Genomic DNA, 18,444 nt, shown 5'->3' on the forward strand with positions numbered 1-18,444 from the left:
TGGCGGAAGGGGTGGGATTCGAACCCACGGATGGTTGCCCATCGCCGGTTTTCAAGACCGGTGCCTTAAACCACTCGGCCACCCTTCCGTGATGAAGCCATTACCGGCTTCGGGCCGTTGACTCAACAGGGAAACGGCGCCGGGGCCCAAGATTCAGAGGTCTTCGAAGGCAATCATCACCCGCTCGAAGCCGGGCCGGCTCAGCCGCAGGAATATCCGCTCGAAGGGGCGGGCGACCTCCCTCGTGAGTTTGGCTAACCCCTTGCGCTTCACGCGCGGCTTGCGCAGCGGTATGCGCGCGGGATCGATGGAACTCTTGAACTCGCTTCCCGCCTCGAGGCCGCCGCGGCGCTCTTCCTGAATGCAGAGCGCAGGCTCCAGTTGCAGAACGTCGAGACCGTTCGAGCCGATAGCCGCATCGAACATCAACGCATCAATCGGCCGATCCATGCGGGTCGTGAGACCAAGGAGCCGGCGCGCACCACGACGACTGACGATGTACCCCGCCGTGCCGTCATGGCAGCTTCTCAAACGCGACAGCGCATGGCCGTGAAAGGCAGGTCGCTTCTTCCGACTGACCCATACCCCCTGGCGCATCGTTTCGATCTTGATGACGTCAAAGGGAAGCGATGCCCAATTCCTCGCGGCCTTCAAGGCCGGGCCGAAATCGTCTGCCAGCAGCACATCGTCCTCCAGCACGCAGCAAATCTCGTCATTGCCCGCGAGGAAGCGCCGCCAGGCGGCGCGATGGCTGAGAAAGCACGCAATCTCGGGCCTCGATAGTCTGACGAGCGGCGTCGGCGAAAGAATTGCGGCAACATCGGAGTCTGTCAGATCGGCTCCTTCAACCGCCTGCACGCGCTCGAAGGACAAACCACACGCCGCAAGTTGGGCGTTCATCCGCTCGAATCTGAGTTTGTGGCGTTCGAGGTTGATCACAAAAATCAATAGCTTCGAGTCCCGCTTGAGGTGTTACAGCGCGATGGGGCGTCGTTGCGCCAGACAACAATTCCCCCGCCGAAGGCCTAGCCAATCGGCCTTTGCCATAATATAAGAAATTCTCATTTTACCTTACATACGCGATGGCGCCAGCCTAGGAACTTACCCTACATGCAATCGATGTTGAGAGAAGACCGCGTCGCGGTCGTCTGCTGCGCGACCTCGAACTGGCTTCCCGCGGCCGCGGTCACTCTGTTGTCCTGCTGCCGCTTTGGCGCCCCCTCGCATACTGATTTCATTGTCATGCTCGTTGGGGGAACGACCGCCGACGACGAAGCGATGGCCGCCTTCAACGCAAAACATTCGACCGCGATAAGGCTGCAGCATGTTGAGATCGTCGAGAAGGAGATTCTCGATCTTGGCCGCTGGCTCGGGCACGGAATCCGGCTGACCCTGAACAGATATCTCGACGACCGCTATGCGCGCGTCCTCTATCTCGATAGCGATGTGCTGGCCCTTCAACCGATCGATGGCCTTCTCGATGCGGATCTGGAGGGCTTTCCCCTCGGCGCAGTCATGGATGTCGGATTCATGACGGATGTCTTCCCCTCATCCGGCAAGCATCGCGAGGAAATCGGCTTCGCTCCCGATACGCCCTATTTCAATTCCGGAGTGCTCCTGTTCGACTGGCGAAAAATTCTTGTTGAGCAACAGCTTCAAAGGACGGTCGCGCTGTTGCCGACGAGGGGATACTCGTTCTTTTCCGAACAGGATATTTTGAATGTCGTATTTCGCGACAATTGGCGCGCCCTGCCGGCGGAATGGAACGCCATTACGACAGTCGCTGAGTATATATCCGTCAAGAGCAGCATAAGGCATTTCACCAGCTCGCCAAAACCTTGGGCCAAGGCTTCACGTTTTGCCGACAGAACCTTCCGCGCGTTTTATGTAAAAAGTCTTGCGGGAACTTCCTGGAGCAACTTCGTCGATCCAGACGGCTGGCGTTGGTCGCTTAAGGGCGTGGAGCGTGCCCTGCGCAGGAAACGAGCGTTCCGGAAGCGGCGCCTTCTGACCATGGCGCTAAAAAGGGCTAATGAGGCCGCCCGGGTTTAGGCCTCCGGCGCCGTCACGCGTCCGCTCACCGCGTCGCCCGCATTTGCAGGCAGGGGCCAGAAGAAGAGCAGGGAGCCGAGGCTGATCGCCGCGATGACGAAATAGGCCGGGCTAAAGTCGCGCGCCGTGAGATGCGCTCCGCCGCTCATGACCAACGTCATGTGAAGGAGAAGCGCGCCGATACCCACCCCAAAGCTCAACGACAATTGCTGCCCGACGGCGGAGAGCGTCGTGGCGCGGCTCATGATCGGAACGGGAATGTCGGCAAAGGCAATCGTGTTGAGGCTCGTGAACTGCAGCGAACGAAAGAAGCCGCCAACGAGAAGGATCGCGATGATGAGGAGGTGAGGCGTCTGTGGCGTGAAGAAGCCGTAGATCGCCATGAAGAAGGCGCAGATGAACGTATTGGCGAGAAGCACCGGCCGGTAGCCGAAACGGCGGATGATCGGCCCGGCGGCGAACTTCATCGTGATGGCCCCGGCGGCGCCCGCAAATGTGATCATGCCCGATGCGAAAGGCGTCAGGCCGAAGCCGAGTTGCAGCATCAGGGGCGTGAGGAATGGCAGGGCGCCGATGCCCATGCGGAACAGAAAGCCGCCCATGATGCTTGCGCCAAATGTCTGTATACGAAGTATAGACAGGTCGATGATCGGCGAGGGCTGGGTGCGTGTGTGGCGGTAGTAGAGAGCTAGAAGGACGATACCCGCCGCCAGCATGCCAACGATCGCTTGCGTCGGCAGGATGCCGCGCCCGACATTCTCGAAGCCGAACATGGTCGCCGCGACGCCGAGACTGACCACGACGAACCCATATGCGTCGAAGCGCTCGGCGCGCGCTTCCTTCGCATTCTCGATGAAGGTGATCGCGAGCAGGATGCCGAGAATGCCGATGGGAATATTGATGAGGAAGATCCAGCGCCAGCTCCCGAAGGTCGAGATGAAGCCGCCGACCGGGGGCCCGAGCACGGGGCCGAGCAGGGCAGGCACGGTGAGCCAGGCCATCGCGTTGACGAGATCGGATTTCGGCACTGTGCGGAGGATCACGAGCCGCCCGACGGGCACCATCATCGCGCCGCCAATGCCCTGAAGGATGCGCGCGGCCACCATTTCCGGCAGGCCGTTGACGGCGGAGCAGCCGATCGAGCTCAGCGTGAACACGGCGATGGCCGAACAGAAGATCGTGCGTGCGCCGAAACGGTCGGCCATCCAGCCGGAAAGCGGAATGAAAATGCCGAGGCTGAGCAGATATGACGTGATCGCCAGATTGAGGCGCAGCGGGTCTTCGCCGAAGGACCGCGCGATGGCCGGAAGCGAGGTCGCGATGACCGTCGAGTCGAGGTTTTCCATGAACAATGCGCAGGCCACGATCAACGGGACGAGAAAACGTCGCGGGCTCGACTCTGCAGGCATGGATGAGAACCTCGGAGACACGGACGTTTTCTATCCCCGTCGTGCCTCAAGGGGCAAGCCATTCGGCCCCGCGCTTAAACCATAGTTTTCATGTGGTCTCCAGAAACCCTTTTGCGGCGGCGGCTCTCTGGGCCAGAATGGCACAAAATAAGGAAGTGGCCGGGCTGAAACCCAAGGCCACGCGCGATATGGGGGGATGATCGTGCCGGCAGTGGATCTCACATCGACCTGGATTCCGTTGGGTATCCTGGGCGTGCTCGTTCTTTACATGATCCATCTGTTCATGCGGGAGCGGAGGGTCTCGAAGGAGCTGCTCGCCGCAGAGACGCTCGCTCCGGCCGCAGCGCCTGCGCCAGCAGAAGCGACGCCGGTCGCGGCGCCTGCCGTCGAGCCCGTTCCCGTCGAGACGAGGGCGGCGGACCCTGTTTCCATTCCGGTCGTGGAAGTCGCGAAAGACAAGTCCGCAGGGAGGCGCAGCCTCGTCTGGCGCACGGCCTGGATATGGCTGCCCTTCATCATCGGTTTCGGCGGACAGGCCTATCTCGACCATAAGCCGGTGATCGATCCGATGATCGATCCGCTGCTCCAGAAGCTCGCGAGCTGAGCCTCAGATCACGCCGAGATCGGGCATGCTTCCACCAGAGGCGAGGCCCAGAACGCCATCGATGATCCTGTCCGCGTCGGCGACGCCGCCATGCGCCAGCAGCATCCGCGCTTTCGCCACCATGTCGTCGTGGGAGAGCGGCGCTTCAGGGTCGCCCTTGGCGTTGGTTCGCGACACTGCGAGCTCCGTTCCATCGGCAAGGCGCACGCGCACCGCCGAGCCCCAGGCAGTCGGGTAGGCGGATAGATAGGGCTCGCGCGCGGCAACCGAGACCTTCAGCGCCAGCGGCGCGCATTCGGCACGGGCGGCAGGGCCGAAGGCTTCGAAATCGACGGGATGGCGCGTCAGCGCGGCGGCGACGGCATGCTGGAGCGAGAACTTCGCCTCATAGTCGCTATTGACCACGGGCCGGTCGCAGACATCGAGCGCTGCGCGATAGGCGTCGACCTCCACGGCCTCGATCTCGCGGCCTGCGATCTTCACCCGCAATTCCTCGGCGGCGTCGATTGCCGGATGGGTGTGGCGGCAGGACGGCCAGGGCTTGATCGAGGTGAGGGCGAGCTGCCAGGGCGCATCGAGCGCGCGCAGCACGGCCGAGGGGTCTGCATCCGGGCAGGCGGCGCGAAAGAAGCCCTTTTCGCCTTCGAGAATATGGGGCGGGCCGGTGAAGCCGAACACCGCGAGTTCCGCCGCCTTGAGCCCCGCTTCCGCCGCATGCCCCGCATGGAGATGCTTCGTCATGGCGCCTGTTTCGAGGAACTGCCAGAGGCCCGCCGACTGGCTGCCCGCATTGCCGAGCGCATCGACGGCCTGCGCGTCCGACAGGCCGAACAGCGCAGCAGCCGCCATGGCCGAGCCATAGGGGCCACAGGTCGCCGTGTTGTGCCAGATGCGATAATGGGCGGGACCGACGGCCATTCCAACGCGCGTGGTCGCCTCGAAGCCGTGAAGCACCGACTCGAGCAGCGCCCGCCCGCCGGCCCGCTGGTGCCGAGCAAGCGCCCAGGCGGCTGGAACCACGACGCAGCCCGGATGCACGACCGAACCGCGGTGGAGGTCGTCTGTTTCCAGAATGTGGCAAAGCGCGCCCATCAGAAAGGCGAGGTGTTCGGGATCGGGCTCGTCATTGCTGCGCGTCTTTTCCGCAGACCACGCCAGCAGTGCACGGCCCGGAACGGAATTGCGCCCAGCGAGGATGTTCGCCACGGCGTCGAGCGTGAAAAGGGCGGCCGCTTCGAGGTCGGCGGACGCGATGGGCTTCGAGCGGATGAGCCGAACCAGGCCCTGGGTGAGCGACAGGTTCTCGCCATTTTCCAGAACCACGTCTGAGCGCTCGGCTGTATTCGTTGTCATACTTGTCCCCGGTCCGCGACAGGCGGCTATTTTCCTCAATCGTTAGCTCGGCTTGGGGCGAAAGGAAAGCTGCCCGGAGAACCGGAAAGAAGCCGTGGCGCGGCTTGCCGCTCAATCTGCGGCTGATTATAAGCTTGAAAGAAGTTCACGCGCGTGAGTCGCCGGTCCGGATGGCAGGCAGGTTGTCCAGAGGCTCAGTTCCGCGCGGAACCAGGGGTATCCGAATGAGCGGTTCGATGTCGTCCGATATGGTCAGGCCCATGCCGATCAGGCCACGGGCCTTGCCATTCAGCTGGGGGGCCATGGCGGCCATGGCCGTGATGCTCGCCGCCTGCGGAACGAGCCGAAGCACCGACCATGTTCCGACGGGCGAGGGCGGCTCCTACAAGATCGGCAAGCCCTATCAGGTGGCCGGCGTCTGGTACTACCCACATGAAGACGAGAATTACGACTCCACGGGCATCGGCTCGTGGTACGGGCCCCAGTTCCACGGCAAGTCGACGGCGAACGGCGAGACCTTCGATCAGGAGGCGCTGACCGCTGCGCACCCGACCTTGCCCATGCCTGTTCTCGTTCGCGTGACCAATCTCGAAAATGGCCGCTCGCTTGTCGTTCGCGTCAACGATCGCGGCCCCTTCGTCAATGGCCGCGAGATCGATCTCTCCCGCAAGGCCGCCGAGCTTCTGGGCTATGACCGCAAGGGCACGGCGCGGGTGCGCGTGCAGTATGTCGGCCGAGCGCCGCTGCCGGGCATTCCCGGCACGATGAAGACGCAGATTGCCTCGGCGACCGGTCAGGAGACCTTCATCGCACCGAAGCCCGCGATGGATGAAAGCGAGAAGCAGGTCAGCGGCGTGTCCAAATCCACGGTCACGACGAACGAACTCGCGCCCGTCAACGGCGTGAAGGTCGCGGCCGCGACGCCGGTGTCGTCGGCGCCAGTCGGCGTTTCATCCTCGACGCTTGCCGCGCCGAAGCCCGCTCCCGCGATGCAGCCCGTCTCCGACGAAACGCAAGTTGCCGATGTGCTGCCGCCGACGCCGGCCGCCGTGCAACATGTCCCGGTGCCGACGGGCACGAACCTCTTCGTGCAGGCCGGTTCGTTCCGCAACTTCGCCAATGCCGAGTCCGTGCATCAGCAATTGCTGGCCCAGGGCTTCAGCGACGTTCAGGTGCAGCCGGTGCGGGTCGAGGGAACGCAGTACTATCGTGTGCGCGTGGGTCCATTGCCCAGCGTGTCCGCCGCTGACGCCTCACTACAGACCGTCATACAGAAGGGCCATGCAGGGGCCCGCATCATCGTCGATTGAGACGTGCTCGGCCGGCGCCTGTAAAAGCCACCGAAAGGGAATATCCGATATGAAGCGAATGAAGCCGATCTTCCAACGCATGGCGCTGGCCGCCGTCGCCCTTGTGGCGATCCTCGCCGCGCGGCCCGCGCTCGCCTTCGACACGACGGCGCAATACGCGGTGCTGATGGATGCGGCGACGGGCGCTGTGCTCTGGGAGAAGGATGGCGACGTTCGCATGCACCCGGCGAGCATGAGCAAGCTCATGACCGTCTCGCTGCTGTTCGATGCACTGAAGGCCGGCACGGTGAAGCTGACCGACGAACTCCCGGTCAGCGAACATGCGTGGCGCTCCGGCGGCACGACGTCGGGCTCCTCGACCATGTTCGCACAGGTCGGCACGCGCATCCCCGTCGAGACCTTGATCCAGGGCATCATCGTGCAATCCGGCAACGACGCCTGCATCGTGGTCGCCGAAGCGTTGAAGGGATCGGAGCCCGAATTCGCCGTCGCCATGACGGAACGCGCAAAGGAACTTGGCCTCACGGATTCGACCTTCGCCAACTCGACGGGCTGGCCCGACCCGAACCAGATGATGACGGCGCATGACCTCGCGCGCCTGGCGCGTCACATCATCCGCGACTTCCCGGAGTATTATCACTACTTCAGCGAGAAGGAATTCACCTGGAACGGCATCACGCAGCACAACCGCAATCCTGCGCTGTTCCTCGATCCCTCCGTTGACGGACTGAAGACCGGCCATACCGAAGCTTCGGGCTACGGGCTCGTGGTTTCCGCCAAGCGCGGCGACCAGCGCCTGATCCTTGTGCTCAACGGCATGCCGACGGAAAAGGCCCGTGCCGAGGAAAGCGTCCGCGTGCTCGACTGGGGCTTCCGTTCATTCAAGAAGTACCAGCTCTTTGCCAAGGGCGCCGCGGTTGACAACGCGCCTGTGTGGCAGGGCACATATGCCGAGGTGCCTCTGGTCGCCGCGAACGATGTGGCGCTCATCATGACGCCCGACCAGCGCAAGGGCATGAAGGTGACTGTGAGCTATTCCACGCCCGTGAAGGCGCCTGTCGCCGCGGGACAGCGGATCGGCACGCTGCGCATCGAGGCGCCCGACATGCCGACGCAGGAAGTGCCGCTGCTTGCCGGCGCGAATGTGGATCGGCTCGGCATCTTCGGCCGCGCCATGAGCGCGCTGAAGCACATGATCTTCGGCGCCTGAGCCGTGAGCCAGCCGCGCTTCATCACACTGGAAGGGGGCGAGGGCGCCGGCAAATCGACGCAGGCGCGCGCGCTCCGGGGGCGGCTCGAGGCACTCGGCCATGAAGTGATCCTGACCCGCGAGCCGGGCGGCGCACCGGGAGCGGAGGCCATCAGGCATCTGCTCGTGACCGGCGACACAGGCCGCTGGAGCCCGCTCGCGGAAACGCTGCTGCACTTCGCAGCTCGCGAAGATCATCTCACGCATACGATCCGTCCGGCCCTCGCGCGCGGGGCCTGGGTCGTCTCCGATCGCTTCGTGGACTCGACCTTCGCCTATCAGGGAGGTGCCCAAGGCGTTGGCGAGGAAGCGGTCAGACAACTCTCGAAGCTCGTCGTCGGCGAAGATATGCCTGCGCTGACGATAATACTCGATCTGCCTGTAGATATCGGCCTCGCGCGGGCGCATCGGCGCGCGGGTGTGGATAACTCTGGTGAGGATCGCTATGAGCGAATGGAGCAAGCCTTCCATCACACGCTTCGTGAGGCATTCCTTGCTATTGCAAGAGCGCAGCCCGAACGCTGCGTCGTCATCGATGCGTCACAAAGTGAGGAAGAGGTAGCGCGGCAAATTTGGCACAGTGTGACATCGCGATTGGCCACATAGCCCATTGATACGTATGGTAAATTCCTGTTTGACCCGTCGGCGGGGCTTCGACTATAGAAGTTTCTCTGGTTGCGTTCCGGCTTGTGGGGGGACGCAGTAAACAAGGGAAGCCGACGCATGAAACAGCGACAGAAGACCAAGCAGAATCTGCTGCCGCTCATCAGCGCCTCGCTCGCTTCCTCCTTCCTCCTCTTCAATTCCCTTCCCGCCCATGCCAATACGCTCGGTACACTGAGCATTCCGTCTTCCGATCTGCCGGCCGGTGCCGGGCGCGACGTCGACGCCGCGATCGACGCGGTCATTCTGAGGGGCGCGGCGACGCGACCCGACATGGTGGCGACCCGGACCGTGAAGATCATGAAGGGCGACACGCTCTCCAAGGTTCTGACCCGCGAGGGCGTCGACAAGAGGCAGCGCGATGCCGCACTGAAGGCGCTCGGCAGTCACTTCGACGTCTCAAAGCTCAAGGCCGGGGACAATGTCGATGTCGCGATCCGCGGCAGCGAGCAGGCACAGCGCAATCTCGTCTCTCTGCGCGTCCACCCGGGCAAGACGCAGGAAGTCGCCATTATCACCGGAGGCGACGGCGTGTTCCGTCTGCAGGGCAAGGCGTCGGCCATCGACGCTTCGACCTCGGAGGACGCGGATACCGCCCCGACCGAAAGCTGGCCTGTGACGGCAGAGACCATTGCCCTCGGCTCGCCGGTACGCACGGGCCGCATGACCTCGCCCTGGGGCTGGCGCATTCATCCGGTGCTCGGCGTCCGCAAGTTCCACAAGGGCGTCGATTATGCGGCTCCCAAGGGCACGCCGGTCTATGCGACCGAGGATGGCGTCGTGCAGACGATCGGCTGGCGCGGCAATTACGGCCGCTACATCAAGCTCAGCCATAATGAGCACCTGGCCACCGCCTATGCACATCTCGCGAAATTCGCACCCGGGCTGAAGCCCGGCGCGCATGTCCGCAAGGGACAGGTGATCGCCTATATCGGCGCCTCGGGCCTCGCCACCGGCAATCACCTCTATTACGAGGTTCTTGTCGACAACAAGCAGGTCGACCCGCTGCAGCACATCGTGGTCCAGGCCAATCTGGACGGCAGCAAGCAGATCAAGGTCGAGCCCTATGCCACGCAGCTGAGCGAAAACGCCCGCCGCTGAGCTGTCTCCGCGGCCGGTCTCGTTGAGACGGCCACCCGGCCTGTGATACGACAGGTGCATGAGCGACATTCCCGAAAGCGACCGGCTCGGCGACTTCCCGCATCCGCGGGAGGTCTCGGCTCTGATCGGCCAGGAAGAGGCCGAGCGCTCCATCTTCGACGCCTTCATGGGCGGCCGGATGCATCACGCATGGCTGCTGACAGGCCCCAAGGGCATCGGCAAGGCGACGCTCGCTTATCGCGTCGCGCGTTTTCTTCTTCGCTATGGCGCGCCGGAGGTGGCGGAGGCCGCGCGGAAACGCGATCTCTCCGTGGCGGAAGACGACGCCGTGTTTCGCCAGATCGCCGCTCAGAGCCATCCCAATCTTCTCGTCATCCGCCGGCCTTACGACGAAAAGGCCAAGCGCCTGAAAACCGTCATTCCGGTGGAGGAGGTGCGTCGCACCTCGAATTTCTTCGGCATGAGCGCGGGGGCGGGCGGTTGGCGCATCGCGATCGTCGACGCCGCCGACGACATGAACGTCAATGCTGAAAACGCCCTGCTGAAAATCCTGGAGGAACCGCCGGCGCGCGGCCTTTTCATTCTGGTCAGCCATCAGCCGGGCCGCCTGCTGCCGACGATCCGCTCCCGGTGCCGCGTGCTGACGTTGAAGCCGCTCGCCCCCACGCATATCGCAGAGGTGCTCGCCGCGAACGAGACCAGGGCCACCGTGGAGGAACACACCGCCATAGGACAGCTTGCCGAGGGCAGCGCCGGTCGCGCGCTCACCATCGCGGCAGGCGGCGGGCTCGATCTCTACCGCGAGCTGGTTTCGCTGCTGATGTCGCTGCCGCGCCTCAACATCAAGGGCGTGCATGCGCTCGCCGACAAGGTAGGACGCCGCGGCGCGGACGAAGCCTATGAGACCTTTACCGATCTTCTTTCCGACTGGCTGCAAAGGCTGGTGCGGACGGGCGCCGGAGCGCCCGCTTCGGGCGACATCGTGGCGGGCGAGGGCGCGGCCATGGCCCGGCTCGCGGCAGGCGCCGGCCTTGATCGCTGGGTCGAGGTATGGGAAAAGATCAACCAATCGGTCGCCCGGGCGGAAGCGCTCAATACGGATCGCAAGCTTGTGATCCTGAACGCTTTTTCGGCGCTGGAAAGCGTCGCCGGCGAACGCATCGGAGCGTGACGCTCCGCGCCCCTCAAGGCGTCATTCTCGACAGGTTCGCCCAAGATGCCGGCTCCCAAAGCCTTTTACATAACGACTGCGATTTCCTATCCCAACGGCGCGCCGCATATCGGCCATGCCTATGAGATGATCTCGACCGACGTCATCGCGCGCTTCAAGCGCCTCGACGGCTATGACGTGCGCTTCCAGACGGGCGTCGACGATCACGGCCAGAAGATGGTGCAGACGGCGAAGGCGAGGGGCATCACCGCCAAGGAACTCGCCGACGAAATGGCGCCCAAATTCAAGGCGATGGCCGAGTTTCTCAACGCGTCGAATGATGATTTCATTCGCACGATCGAGGACCGGCACGTGCGCTCCTGCCAGTATCTCTGGCGGACGATTGCGGCGAACAAGGGACCGCAGGGACCGGACATTTATATCGGTTCCTATTCGGGCTGGTACTCGGTTCGCGACGAGGCGTTCTACGGCGAAGACGAACTGACGAAGAACGAGGAGGGCAAGCTCTTCGCACCGACCGGCACGCCCGTCGAGTGGATGGAAGAAGAAACCTATTTCTTCCGCCTTTCCGCCTATCAGGACCGGCTTCTCGAACACTACGAGAAGCATCCGGAGTTCATACAGCCGGTATCCCGCCGCAATGAGGTCATCGCCTTCGTGAAGCGCGGATTGAAGGATCTCTCGATCTCCCGTGCACGGACGAAACTCGACTGGGGCATCGATGTTCCCGGCGATCCGAGCCATGTGATGTATGTCTGGTTCGACGCGCTGACGAACTACATTACAGGCGTCGGCTATCCCGATGTCGAGGGCAAGGCCTTCAAGAAATATTGGCCAGCCGATGCGCATATCATCGGCAAGGATATCGTTCGCTTCCACGCGGTGATCTGGCCGGCCATGCTCATGGCCGCCGGCATCGCGCTGCCCAGGCGCGTTTTTGGCCACGGCTTCCTTTATAACCGCGGCGAGAAAATGTCGAAGTCGGTCGGCAATGTGATCGACCCTCAGACGCTGGTAGATACCTACGGCGTCGACCAGATCCGCTATTTCTTCTGCCGCGAAGTGCCTTACGGTCAGGACGGCAGCTACAACCACGAAACCGTGGTCAACCGCGTCAACGCCGATCTCGCCAATGACATCGGCAATCTCGCGCAGCGCTCGCTTTCGATGATCGCGAAGAATTGCGATGGCAAGGTGCCTGCGCGCAGCGAACTGAGCGACGAGGACCAGGAACTTCTCCGCGCAGCGGCGAAGCTTCTTCCGACCGTGCGCGATCAGATGGAGCGCTTCGAAATCCATCATTATCTCGCGTCGGTTTTTGAGGTCGTGAGCGCCGCCAACCGCTACTTCGCGGCACAGGAACCCTGGGCGTTGAAGAAGACCGATCAGGCACGCATGGCGACGGTTCTCTACGTCACCATCGAAACCGTGCGCCATGCGGCGATCCTGCTGCAGCCCGTCATGCCGGCGTCGATCGGGCGGCTCCTCGACATGCTCGGCGTGCCGGAGAAACATCGCCACTTCGAGGCCATCGAAGCGCATCCGCTGAAGGCCGGCGTCGAACTGCCTGCACCGCAGGGCGTTTTCCCGCGTCTCGTCGACGAACCCGCGCAAGGCTGAGCATGGCGGTTCTGGTCGATAGTCATTGCCATCTCGACTTCCCGGACTTCGCGTCGGAGGTCGATGAGGTCGTCGCGCGCGCGCATGACGCGGGCGTTGGATTGATGGTGACCATCTCGACGAAGATTTCGCAATTCGATCGCATCGTCGCCATCGCCGAGCGTTTCCCGAACGTCTATTGCACGGTCGGCATTCATCCGCATGAGGCGGCCAGCGAGCCGGAGACGGATACCGCGCGGCTCGTCGAACTGGCGCAGCATCCGAAGGTTGTCGGCATCGGCGAAACCGGCCTCGATTATTTTTACGAGCACGCGCCCCGCGAGGCGCAGATCCGCGCATTCCGCGCCCATATCGGCGCCGCGCGCGAAACGCAATTGCCGCTCGTCGTGCATACGCGCGATGCGGATGCCGATACCGCTAGTCTGTTGACGGAGGAAATGGAGAAGGGCGCCTTTCCGGGCCTTCTCCATTGCTTCACATCGAGCCAGAAGCTTGCGGAAGAAGCACTGGCGCTCGGCTTCTATATCTCGCTGTCCGGCATCGTGACCTTCAAGAGTGCCGCGGAGCTTCAGGAGACGGTGCGCCATGTGCCGCTCGAACGGATTCTCGTCGAGACGGATTCGCCTTATCTCGCGCCAATCCCGAAGCGCGGCAAGCGCAACGAACCGTCATTCGTCGTCCATACGGCCATGAAGGTCGCCGAATTGAAGGGCGTCGCCGCCGGTGAGCTTGCCGATGCGACGAGCGAAAACTTCCTGCGGCTGTTCTCCCGCGTTCCACGCGAGGCTGTGTTCCCGCAATGAAGATGCGCGCAACCATTCTCGGCTCTGGCTCGTCGGGCGGCGTTCCGCGCATCGGCGGTTTCTGGGGCGCCTGCGATCCGACGGAGCCGCGCAACCGCCGTCGCCGCTGCTCGCTGCTGATCGAGCAGTGGGACGACAATCCGCATGAAAAGACGACCGTGCTGGTCGATACGTCGCCGGACATGCGGGAGCAGCTGATCGACGCCAATGTGGGCTGGCTCGACGGCGTGCTGTTCACGCATGACCATGCCGACCAGTGCCATGGGATCGACGATCTGCGCATGATCGCGCATAACGGCCACCGGCGCGTGGACGTCTGGATGGACCGTGCGACGACCACGACGCTGACGACGCGCTTTCGCTATTGCTTTCTCGAGGAAGACGGCTCGGGCTATCCGGCCATTCTCGACGCGCATCTGATCGATGAAATGGGCAAGCCGATCCGGATCGAGGGCGCCGGCGGCACGATAGAAGCCATTCCATTCGACCAGGACCACGGCGCCATCCGGTCGCTCGGTTTCCGCTTCGGACCGTTGGCATATTCAAGCGATCTTGTCGGCATGCCCGATGAGAGCTTCGGGCTTATCGAAGGCATCGAATGCTGGATCGTCGATGCCTTGCGCTACACGCCGCATCCGACGCACGCCCATGTCGACCTGGCGCTCCAATGGATCTCGCGTGCGAATGCGCCGCGCGGTGTGCTCACCAATCTCCATGTCGATCTCGACTACCGCAAACTCGCATCCGAGCTGCCGGAAGGTGTCGAGCCGGCTTATGACGGCATGACGCTGGAATTCGAGTTCTGAGCAGAAATGGCCGAAATCCGCGGGTTTCAGCGCCAACCGGTATCTAATAATATTCCATAATATATATTATCGGTTTAAAATGGCCACATTCGCGGCTTCACTTTTTTCCGACGAAATACAATGACGCAGTCCCGATCGCGTACAGCACAAACACAATTCCGGTCACGCGAAGCACGGATAGCAAGTAGTCGACCGAGAACTCTGCGTCGCGCAACAAGCCACGGAAGCCGAATACCCCAACAACGTGGAATGCGATGGCGTAGCCAAGTGCAAGCAATGCCGGAAGCAGGAATATCACGGTCGGCGTTTTCGCCTGCGTTACACTGCGCCACAGCAGCGATGCCACGCTGACCACCGTCAGCCCAATAACAGCTGGTTTGCCTATCGTGGCAACGCTTGTGCGCGAAATCAGAATAAACGCCGCCAGCCCCATTCCTTGAAGCGCAATACCCATCACGCCGAAACGAATAAGCTTCATTTCCTCGCCCCTCGCCTATTTCGTCACCGGTATAGGCCACCCAAAATGAAAAAGCCCATCTCGCCTGTAGGTGTTCGTAGACGCGCAGCAGCAGTACTTTAGATATCGCTTAGGATTTTCCGCGAGATTGCCGTGAATACCGCACGCGGTCGCTGCGAGCCCAGTTAGCGAGTGACCTCTCTCGAATCTGCCGGTAGCCCCAGCATCGGGCACAGGGGACCGCCATCGACTTGCGTTACCTCCCCCACCCCGTAAGCCTATCCCGAGATCCTATGGCGAGCGCTATCGCTATATTGGCCAGCAAAACACATGACTATGGCCGCGATAGGCACTAACCTCCGACGCATCCCGGATCGCCCAAGGCGAACCACGGAGACGTCATATGGCGCTGAACAGCCTCCGAGCAGATATCGCGACGCGACTGCATCCTCTCGTCCGTGAAATCGGACTGGTGCTCGTGTTCAAGCTCGTTGCGCTGCTTCTTCTCTACACGTTCTTTTTCGGCCCCTCGCATCGCGTCCACGTGACGCCGGACGGCGCGCATTCTGCTGTCTTCGGGCCCCACACCACCAGCCCCGCCGATCCGCTGTCACGTCCCGGAGGATGAGATGCACGAAATTGATATCGTGACCCTATCGCGGCTCCAGTTCGCGCTGACGGCGCTCTATCACTTCCTCTTTGTGCCGCTCACTCTCGGCCTCTCCATACTGCTTGCCATCATGGAAACCGTCTATGTCATGACGGGACGCACCATCTGGCGTGACATGGTGAAGTTCTGGGGCACGTTGTTCGGCATCAATTTCGCCATGGGCGTCGCCACCGGCATCACCATGGAGTTCCAGTTCGGCACGAACTGGGCCTATTACTCGCACTATGTCGGCGACGTGTTCGGCGTGCCGCTTGCGATCGAAGGCCTCATGGCCTTTTTTCTCGAAGGCACTTTCGTCGGCCTCTTCTTCTTCGGCTGGGACCGCATGAGCAAGCGCGCCCATATGATCGTGACCTGGCTCGTCGCGATCGGCAGCAATCTCTCGGCCTTGTGGATTCTCGTTGCCAATGCCTGGATGCAAAATCCGGTCGGGACGATATTCAATCCGCAGACAATGCGGATGGAAGTAAGTTCCTTCTTCGACGTGCTCTTCAATCCGGTCGCGCAGGCGAAATTCGTTCACACTGTCAGCGCGGGTTATGTCACCGGCGCCATGTTCATGCTGTCCATCGGCGCCTATTACCTGCTCCGCGGGCGGCACACCGAGATTGCGCGCCGTTCCATCACCGTCGCCGCGAGCTTCGGCCTGGCCTCCGCCCTTTCCGTCGTGGTTCTCGGCGACGAAAGCGGATACACCGCCGGCCAGAACCAGAAGATGAAGATCGCCGCAATCGAATCTATGTGGGAGACCGAAGCGGCGCCCGCACCCTTCACGCTTGTCGGCATCCCCGACAGCAAGGCGCAGACGACACATTATGCCGTTCAAATTCCCTGGGCCCTCGGCCTCGTAGCGACGCGCTCGCTCCACCTGCCCGTCGAAGGCATCAAGGATCTGGTGAGCCAGGCGGAAGGCCGCATCCGCAACGGGCTCGTCGCCTATCGCGCATTGGCCACGCTGCAGGGCAAGGCCGGCGCCACCCTGCCCCATGAAGCCGAGCCCGCGATGCGCGATCTCGGCTATGCGCTGTTGCTGAAAGGCATCCGCCCGGACATCGAGAATTCAACCGACGCCGAAATCCACCAGGCCGCCATGTCGACGATCCCCAATGTCGGCGTCCTCTTCTGGGGCTTCCGGTTCATGGTGGGGCTCGGCTTCTACTTCATCGCGCTTTTCGCGCTCGCCTTCTACCTGTCGAGCTGGCGACGGCTCGATCGAAAATGGTTCCTCCGCGCCGCCCTGCTGAGCCTGCCCCTGCCCTGGGTCGCGGCCGAGCTCGGATGGATCGTCGCCGAGTATGGACGTCAGCCCTGGATCATCGATGGCGTGTTGCCGACTTTCCTCGGCGTCTCCGACGTTCCGGCAAGCAATGTTCTTCTGAGCCTTGCAGGCTTCGTCCTCTTCTACAGCACGCTCGCAGCGGTCGATCTCTATCTGATGATCAAATATGTGCGCATGGGGCCCGATGCGCCGAAGCCGAACGCCATCCTTCATGTTCCCGCGCGAGCGGATTGAGGAGCGACCCATGGAACTGTTCGACTATACAATGTTGCGTCTCATCTGGTGGGCCCTGCTCGGCATTCTCCTGATCGCTTTCGCCATCATGGACGGTTTCGACTTCGGCATCGCCATGTTGCAGCCCTATGTCGCCCGCAACGATGTCGAGCGGCGCGTGCTGCTCAACGTGATCGGCCCAGTCTGGGAGGGAAACCAGGTTTGGTTTATTCTCGGCGGCGGCGCGATCTTCGCCGCATGGCCGATGCTCTATGCGGTTTCCTTCTCCGGCTTCTATCTCGCGATGTTCCTGATCCTGCTTGCGCTCATCGTGCGGCCTGTCGCCATTGCCTTTCGCGGCAAGGTCGACAATGAGCGCTGGCGGCGCATCTGGGACTGGAGTTTCGTCGTCTCGGGTTTCGTACCCTCGCTGATCTTCGGCGTGGCGTTCGGCAATCTGCTGCTGGGCGTTCCCTTCCATTTCGACCAGACGCTGCGCCTGACCTATGAAGGCAACCTGTTCGGGTTACTCAATCCATTCGCCCTTCTTTGCGGCCTCATAAGTCTCCTCATGCTCGCAATGCAGGGCGGCACATTCCTCGCGCTCAAGAGCGAAGAGCCGATTGCCGGACGAGCCGTGAAGGCCACGAGCGTTGCCGCAATCGCCTACATTCTGCTCTTCACTATTGCAGGCGTCTGGATTGCCCATTCCATCAAGGGCTATGTCATCGACGCTCCCGCCATCTCCGACGGGCCATCCAATCCGCTGCTGAAGACCGTGACCCGCGCGGATGGCGCGTGGCTTGCCAATTACGCCAGCCACCCCTGGACCGTCCTTGCCCCGGCGCTCGCCTATATCGGCGCCCTGGGCACGCTGGTCTTTGCCCGCAAGCGGGCCGCCCTGCTGGCATTTGCGGCGAGCAGCCTCACAATTGCGGGGACGATCTGCACGGCCGGGTTCAGCCTGTTCCCCTTCCTGATGCCTTCGTCCAGCAATCCGCAGAGCAGCCTGACGGTATGGGACGCTTCGTCCAGCCCGACCACGCTCTTCATCATGCTGGTCGCGGCCATCATCTTTGTACCAATCATCATCGCCTACACGAGCTGGGTCTTCCACGTGATGCGCGGGCCGGTGACGGCGGAACAGATCGAAACAGGCTCTCACAACCTCTATTGAGGGGAGGATGAACTCATGTGGTATTTTTCCTGGGTACTCGGCCTCGGCCTCGCCTGCTCCTTCGCGATCTTCAACGCGATGTGGCTTGAATTTCACGAAGACAACAAAGACCTCGACTGAAGGCCGATCGGATCGGCTCACCCGCCGGCAAGTCGATGACGGGGAAACCCATGACCTCGCCCGGATCAAGGTTGGAAGATGGACGGCCCCATCCTCTCGGCGCGACGTTCGACGGCGATGGCGTGAATTTCGCGCTCTTCTCGGCCAATGCCCGCAAGGTGGAACTCTGCCTCTTCGACGAGACCGGCGCGCGCGAAACGGAGCGGATCACCCTTCCCGAATATACCGACGAAGTATGGCACGGCTATCTTCCGGGCGCGCAGCCCGGACTTCTCTATGGTTACAGGGTGCACGGCCCCTATGACCCCATGAGCGGCCACCGCTTCAATCCGAACAAGCTGCTTGTCGATCCCTATGCGAAGGAGCTGAACAGCTCGTTCATCTGGA

The 18,444-nt window shown here is 62.3% G+C and carries 18 protein-coding genes, 1 tRNA gene and 1 pseudogene; 15 read left to right on the forward strand and 5 right to left on the reverse strand.

From position 1 onward, the window contains the following. Both ABFC66_RS16600 and ABFC66_RS16605 read right to left on the reverse strand, forming a co-directional pair. Positions 1-88 (reverse strand) — tRNA-Ser (locus ABFC66_RS16600). A 65-nt stretch (positions 89-153) separates the two neighbouring features. Further along, the gene (locus ABFC66_RS16605; protein WP_346742111.1) at positions 154-939 is read right to left on the reverse strand and encodes a glycosyltransferase family 25 protein; all 786 of its coding nucleotides are present in this window, start codon (positions 937-939) and stop codon (positions 154-156) included. A gap of 171 nt (positions 940-1,110) precedes the next feature. Here ABFC66_RS16605 and ABFC66_RS16610 point away from each other — a divergent pair, with 171 nt between their 5' ends. Continuing rightward, positions 1,111-2,052, forward strand: a complete 942-nt coding sequence (locus ABFC66_RS16610; RefSeq protein WP_346742094.1) for a glycosyltransferase — start codon at positions 1,111-1,113, stop codon at positions 2,050-2,052. Here ABFC66_RS16610 and ABFC66_RS16615 read toward each other — a convergent pair. Continuing rightward, positions 2,049-3,461 (reverse strand): DHA2 family efflux MFS transporter permease subunit, encoded by a 1,413-nt coding sequence (locus ABFC66_RS16615; RefSeq protein WP_346742095.1) that lies wholly within the window; start codon positions 3,459-3,461, stop codon positions 2,049-2,051. The genes ABFC66_RS16610 and ABFC66_RS16615 overlap by 4 nt on opposite strands. A gap of 196 nt (positions 3,462-3,657) precedes the next feature. Here ABFC66_RS16615 and ABFC66_RS16620 point away from each other — a divergent pair, with 196 nt between their 5' ends. Beyond that, the gene (locus ABFC66_RS16620; RefSeq protein ID WP_346742096.1) at positions 3,658-4,065 is read left to right on the forward strand and encodes a hypothetical protein; all 408 of its coding nucleotides are present in this window, start codon (positions 3,658-3,660) and stop codon (positions 4,063-4,065) included. 3 nt (positions 4,066-4,068) lie between these two features. On the opposite strand, the gene ABFC66_RS16625 is transcribed toward ABFC66_RS16620, so the two are convergent. Then, positions 4,069-5,418, reverse strand: coding sequence for an MmgE/PrpD family protein (locus ABFC66_RS16625; RefSeq protein WP_346742097.1), 1,350 nt, complete (start codon positions 5,416-5,418; stop codon positions 4,069-4,071). A gap of 224 nt (positions 5,419-5,642) precedes the next feature. Between ABFC66_RS16625 and ABFC66_RS16630 the strand changes: the two genes are divergently transcribed. The 8 genes from ABFC66_RS16630 to ABFC66_RS16665 all read left to right on the forward strand — a co-directional run bounded on the left by ABFC66_RS16630 (position 5,643) and on the right by ABFC66_RS16665 (position 14,141). Beyond that, positions 5,643-6,728 (forward strand): septal ring lytic transglycosylase RlpA family protein, encoded by a 1,086-nt coding sequence (locus ABFC66_RS16630; RefSeq protein WP_346742098.1) that lies wholly within the window; start codon positions 5,643-5,645, stop codon positions 6,726-6,728. Positions 6,729-6,777: 49 nt separating this feature from the next. Next, a complete protein-coding gene (locus tag ABFC66_RS16635) occupies positions 6,778-7,938 on the forward strand; it encodes a D-alanyl-D-alanine carboxypeptidase family protein (protein WP_346742099.1) in 1,161 nt (386 codons plus the stop codon). Positions 7,939-7,941: 3 nt separating this feature from the next. After that, positions 7,942-8,583 (forward strand): dTMP kinase, encoded by a 642-nt coding sequence (gene tmk, locus ABFC66_RS16640; RefSeq protein WP_346742100.1) that lies wholly within the window; start codon positions 7,942-7,944, stop codon positions 8,581-8,583. Between the two features lie 117 nt (positions 8,584-8,700). Continuing rightward, a complete protein-coding gene (locus ABFC66_RS16645) occupies positions 8,701-9,741 on the forward strand; it encodes a M23 family metallopeptidase (RefSeq protein WP_346742101.1) in 1,041 nt (346 codons plus the stop codon). Positions 9,742-9,799: 58 nt separating this feature from the next. Next, on the forward strand, positions 9,800-10,912 hold the full coding sequence (locus ABFC66_RS16650; protein ID WP_346742102.1) for a DNA polymerase III subunit delta': 1,113 nt from the start codon (positions 9,800-9,802) through the stop codon (positions 10,910-10,912). 45 nt (positions 10,913-10,957) lie between these two features. Beyond that, positions 10,958-12,532, forward strand: coding sequence for a methionine--tRNA ligase (gene metG, locus ABFC66_RS16655; RefSeq protein WP_346742103.1), 1,575 nt, complete (start codon positions 10,958-10,960; stop codon positions 12,530-12,532). Between the two features lie 2 nt (positions 12,533-12,534). Next, on the forward strand, positions 12,535-13,335 hold the full coding sequence (locus tag ABFC66_RS16660) for a TatD family hydrolase (protein WP_346742104.1): 801 nt from the start codon (positions 12,535-12,537) through the stop codon (positions 13,333-13,335). Beyond that, the gene (locus tag ABFC66_RS16665) at positions 13,332-14,141 is read left to right on the forward strand and encodes an MBL fold metallo-hydrolase (RefSeq protein ID WP_346742105.1); all 810 of its coding nucleotides are present in this window, start codon (positions 13,332-13,334) and stop codon (positions 14,139-14,141) included. Before ABFC66_RS16660 ends, ABFC66_RS16665 begins: the two co-directional genes overlap by 4 nt. Positions 14,142-14,238: 97 nt before the next feature. Here the strand turns inward: ABFC66_RS16665 and ABFC66_RS16670 are convergent, their stop codons facing one another. Beyond that, the gene (locus ABFC66_RS16670; protein WP_346742106.1) at positions 14,239-14,619 is read right to left on the reverse strand and encodes a hypothetical protein; all 381 of its coding nucleotides are present in this window, start codon (positions 14,617-14,619) and stop codon (positions 14,239-14,241) included. A gap of 382 nt (positions 14,620-15,001) precedes the next feature. Between ABFC66_RS16670 and cydP the strand changes: the two genes are divergently transcribed. From cydP to ABFC66_RS16695, 5 genes and pseudogenes are all read left to right on the forward strand, one after another. Further along, positions 15,002-15,226 carry a cytochrome oxidase putative small subunit CydP gene (gene cydP / locus ABFC66_RS16675; protein ID WP_346742107.1) on the forward strand — a complete coding sequence of 75 codons (225 nt, stop codon included), beginning with the start codon at positions 15,002-15,004 and terminating at the stop codon, positions 15,224-15,226. A 1-nt stretch (position 15,227) separates the two neighbouring features. After that, positions 15,228-16,781, forward strand: coding sequence for a cytochrome ubiquinol oxidase subunit I (locus ABFC66_RS16680; protein WP_346742108.1), 1,554 nt, complete (start codon positions 15,228-15,230; stop codon positions 16,779-16,781). A 10-nt stretch (positions 16,782-16,791) separates the two neighbouring features. Continuing rightward, positions 16,792-17,937, forward strand: a complete 1,146-nt coding sequence (cydB, locus tag ABFC66_RS16685) for a cytochrome d ubiquinol oxidase subunit II (protein WP_346742109.1) — start codon at positions 16,792-16,794, stop codon at positions 17,935-17,937. Between the two features lie 15 nt (positions 17,938-17,952). After that, positions 17,953-18,057, forward strand: coding sequence for a cytochrome bd-I oxidase subunit CydX (gene cydX / locus ABFC66_RS16690; RefSeq protein WP_346742110.1), 105 nt, complete (start codon positions 17,953-17,955; stop codon positions 18,055-18,057). Between the two features lie 50 nt (positions 18,058-18,107). Beyond that, positions 18,108-18,444, forward strand: a pseudogene (locus ABFC66_RS16695) (glycogen debranching enzyme GlgX); the annotation flags it as partial.

Source organism: Parvibaculum sp. (assembly GCF_039680535.1).
Lineage (GTDB): Bacteria > Pseudomonadota > Alphaproteobacteria > Parvibaculales > Parvibaculaceae > Parvibaculum.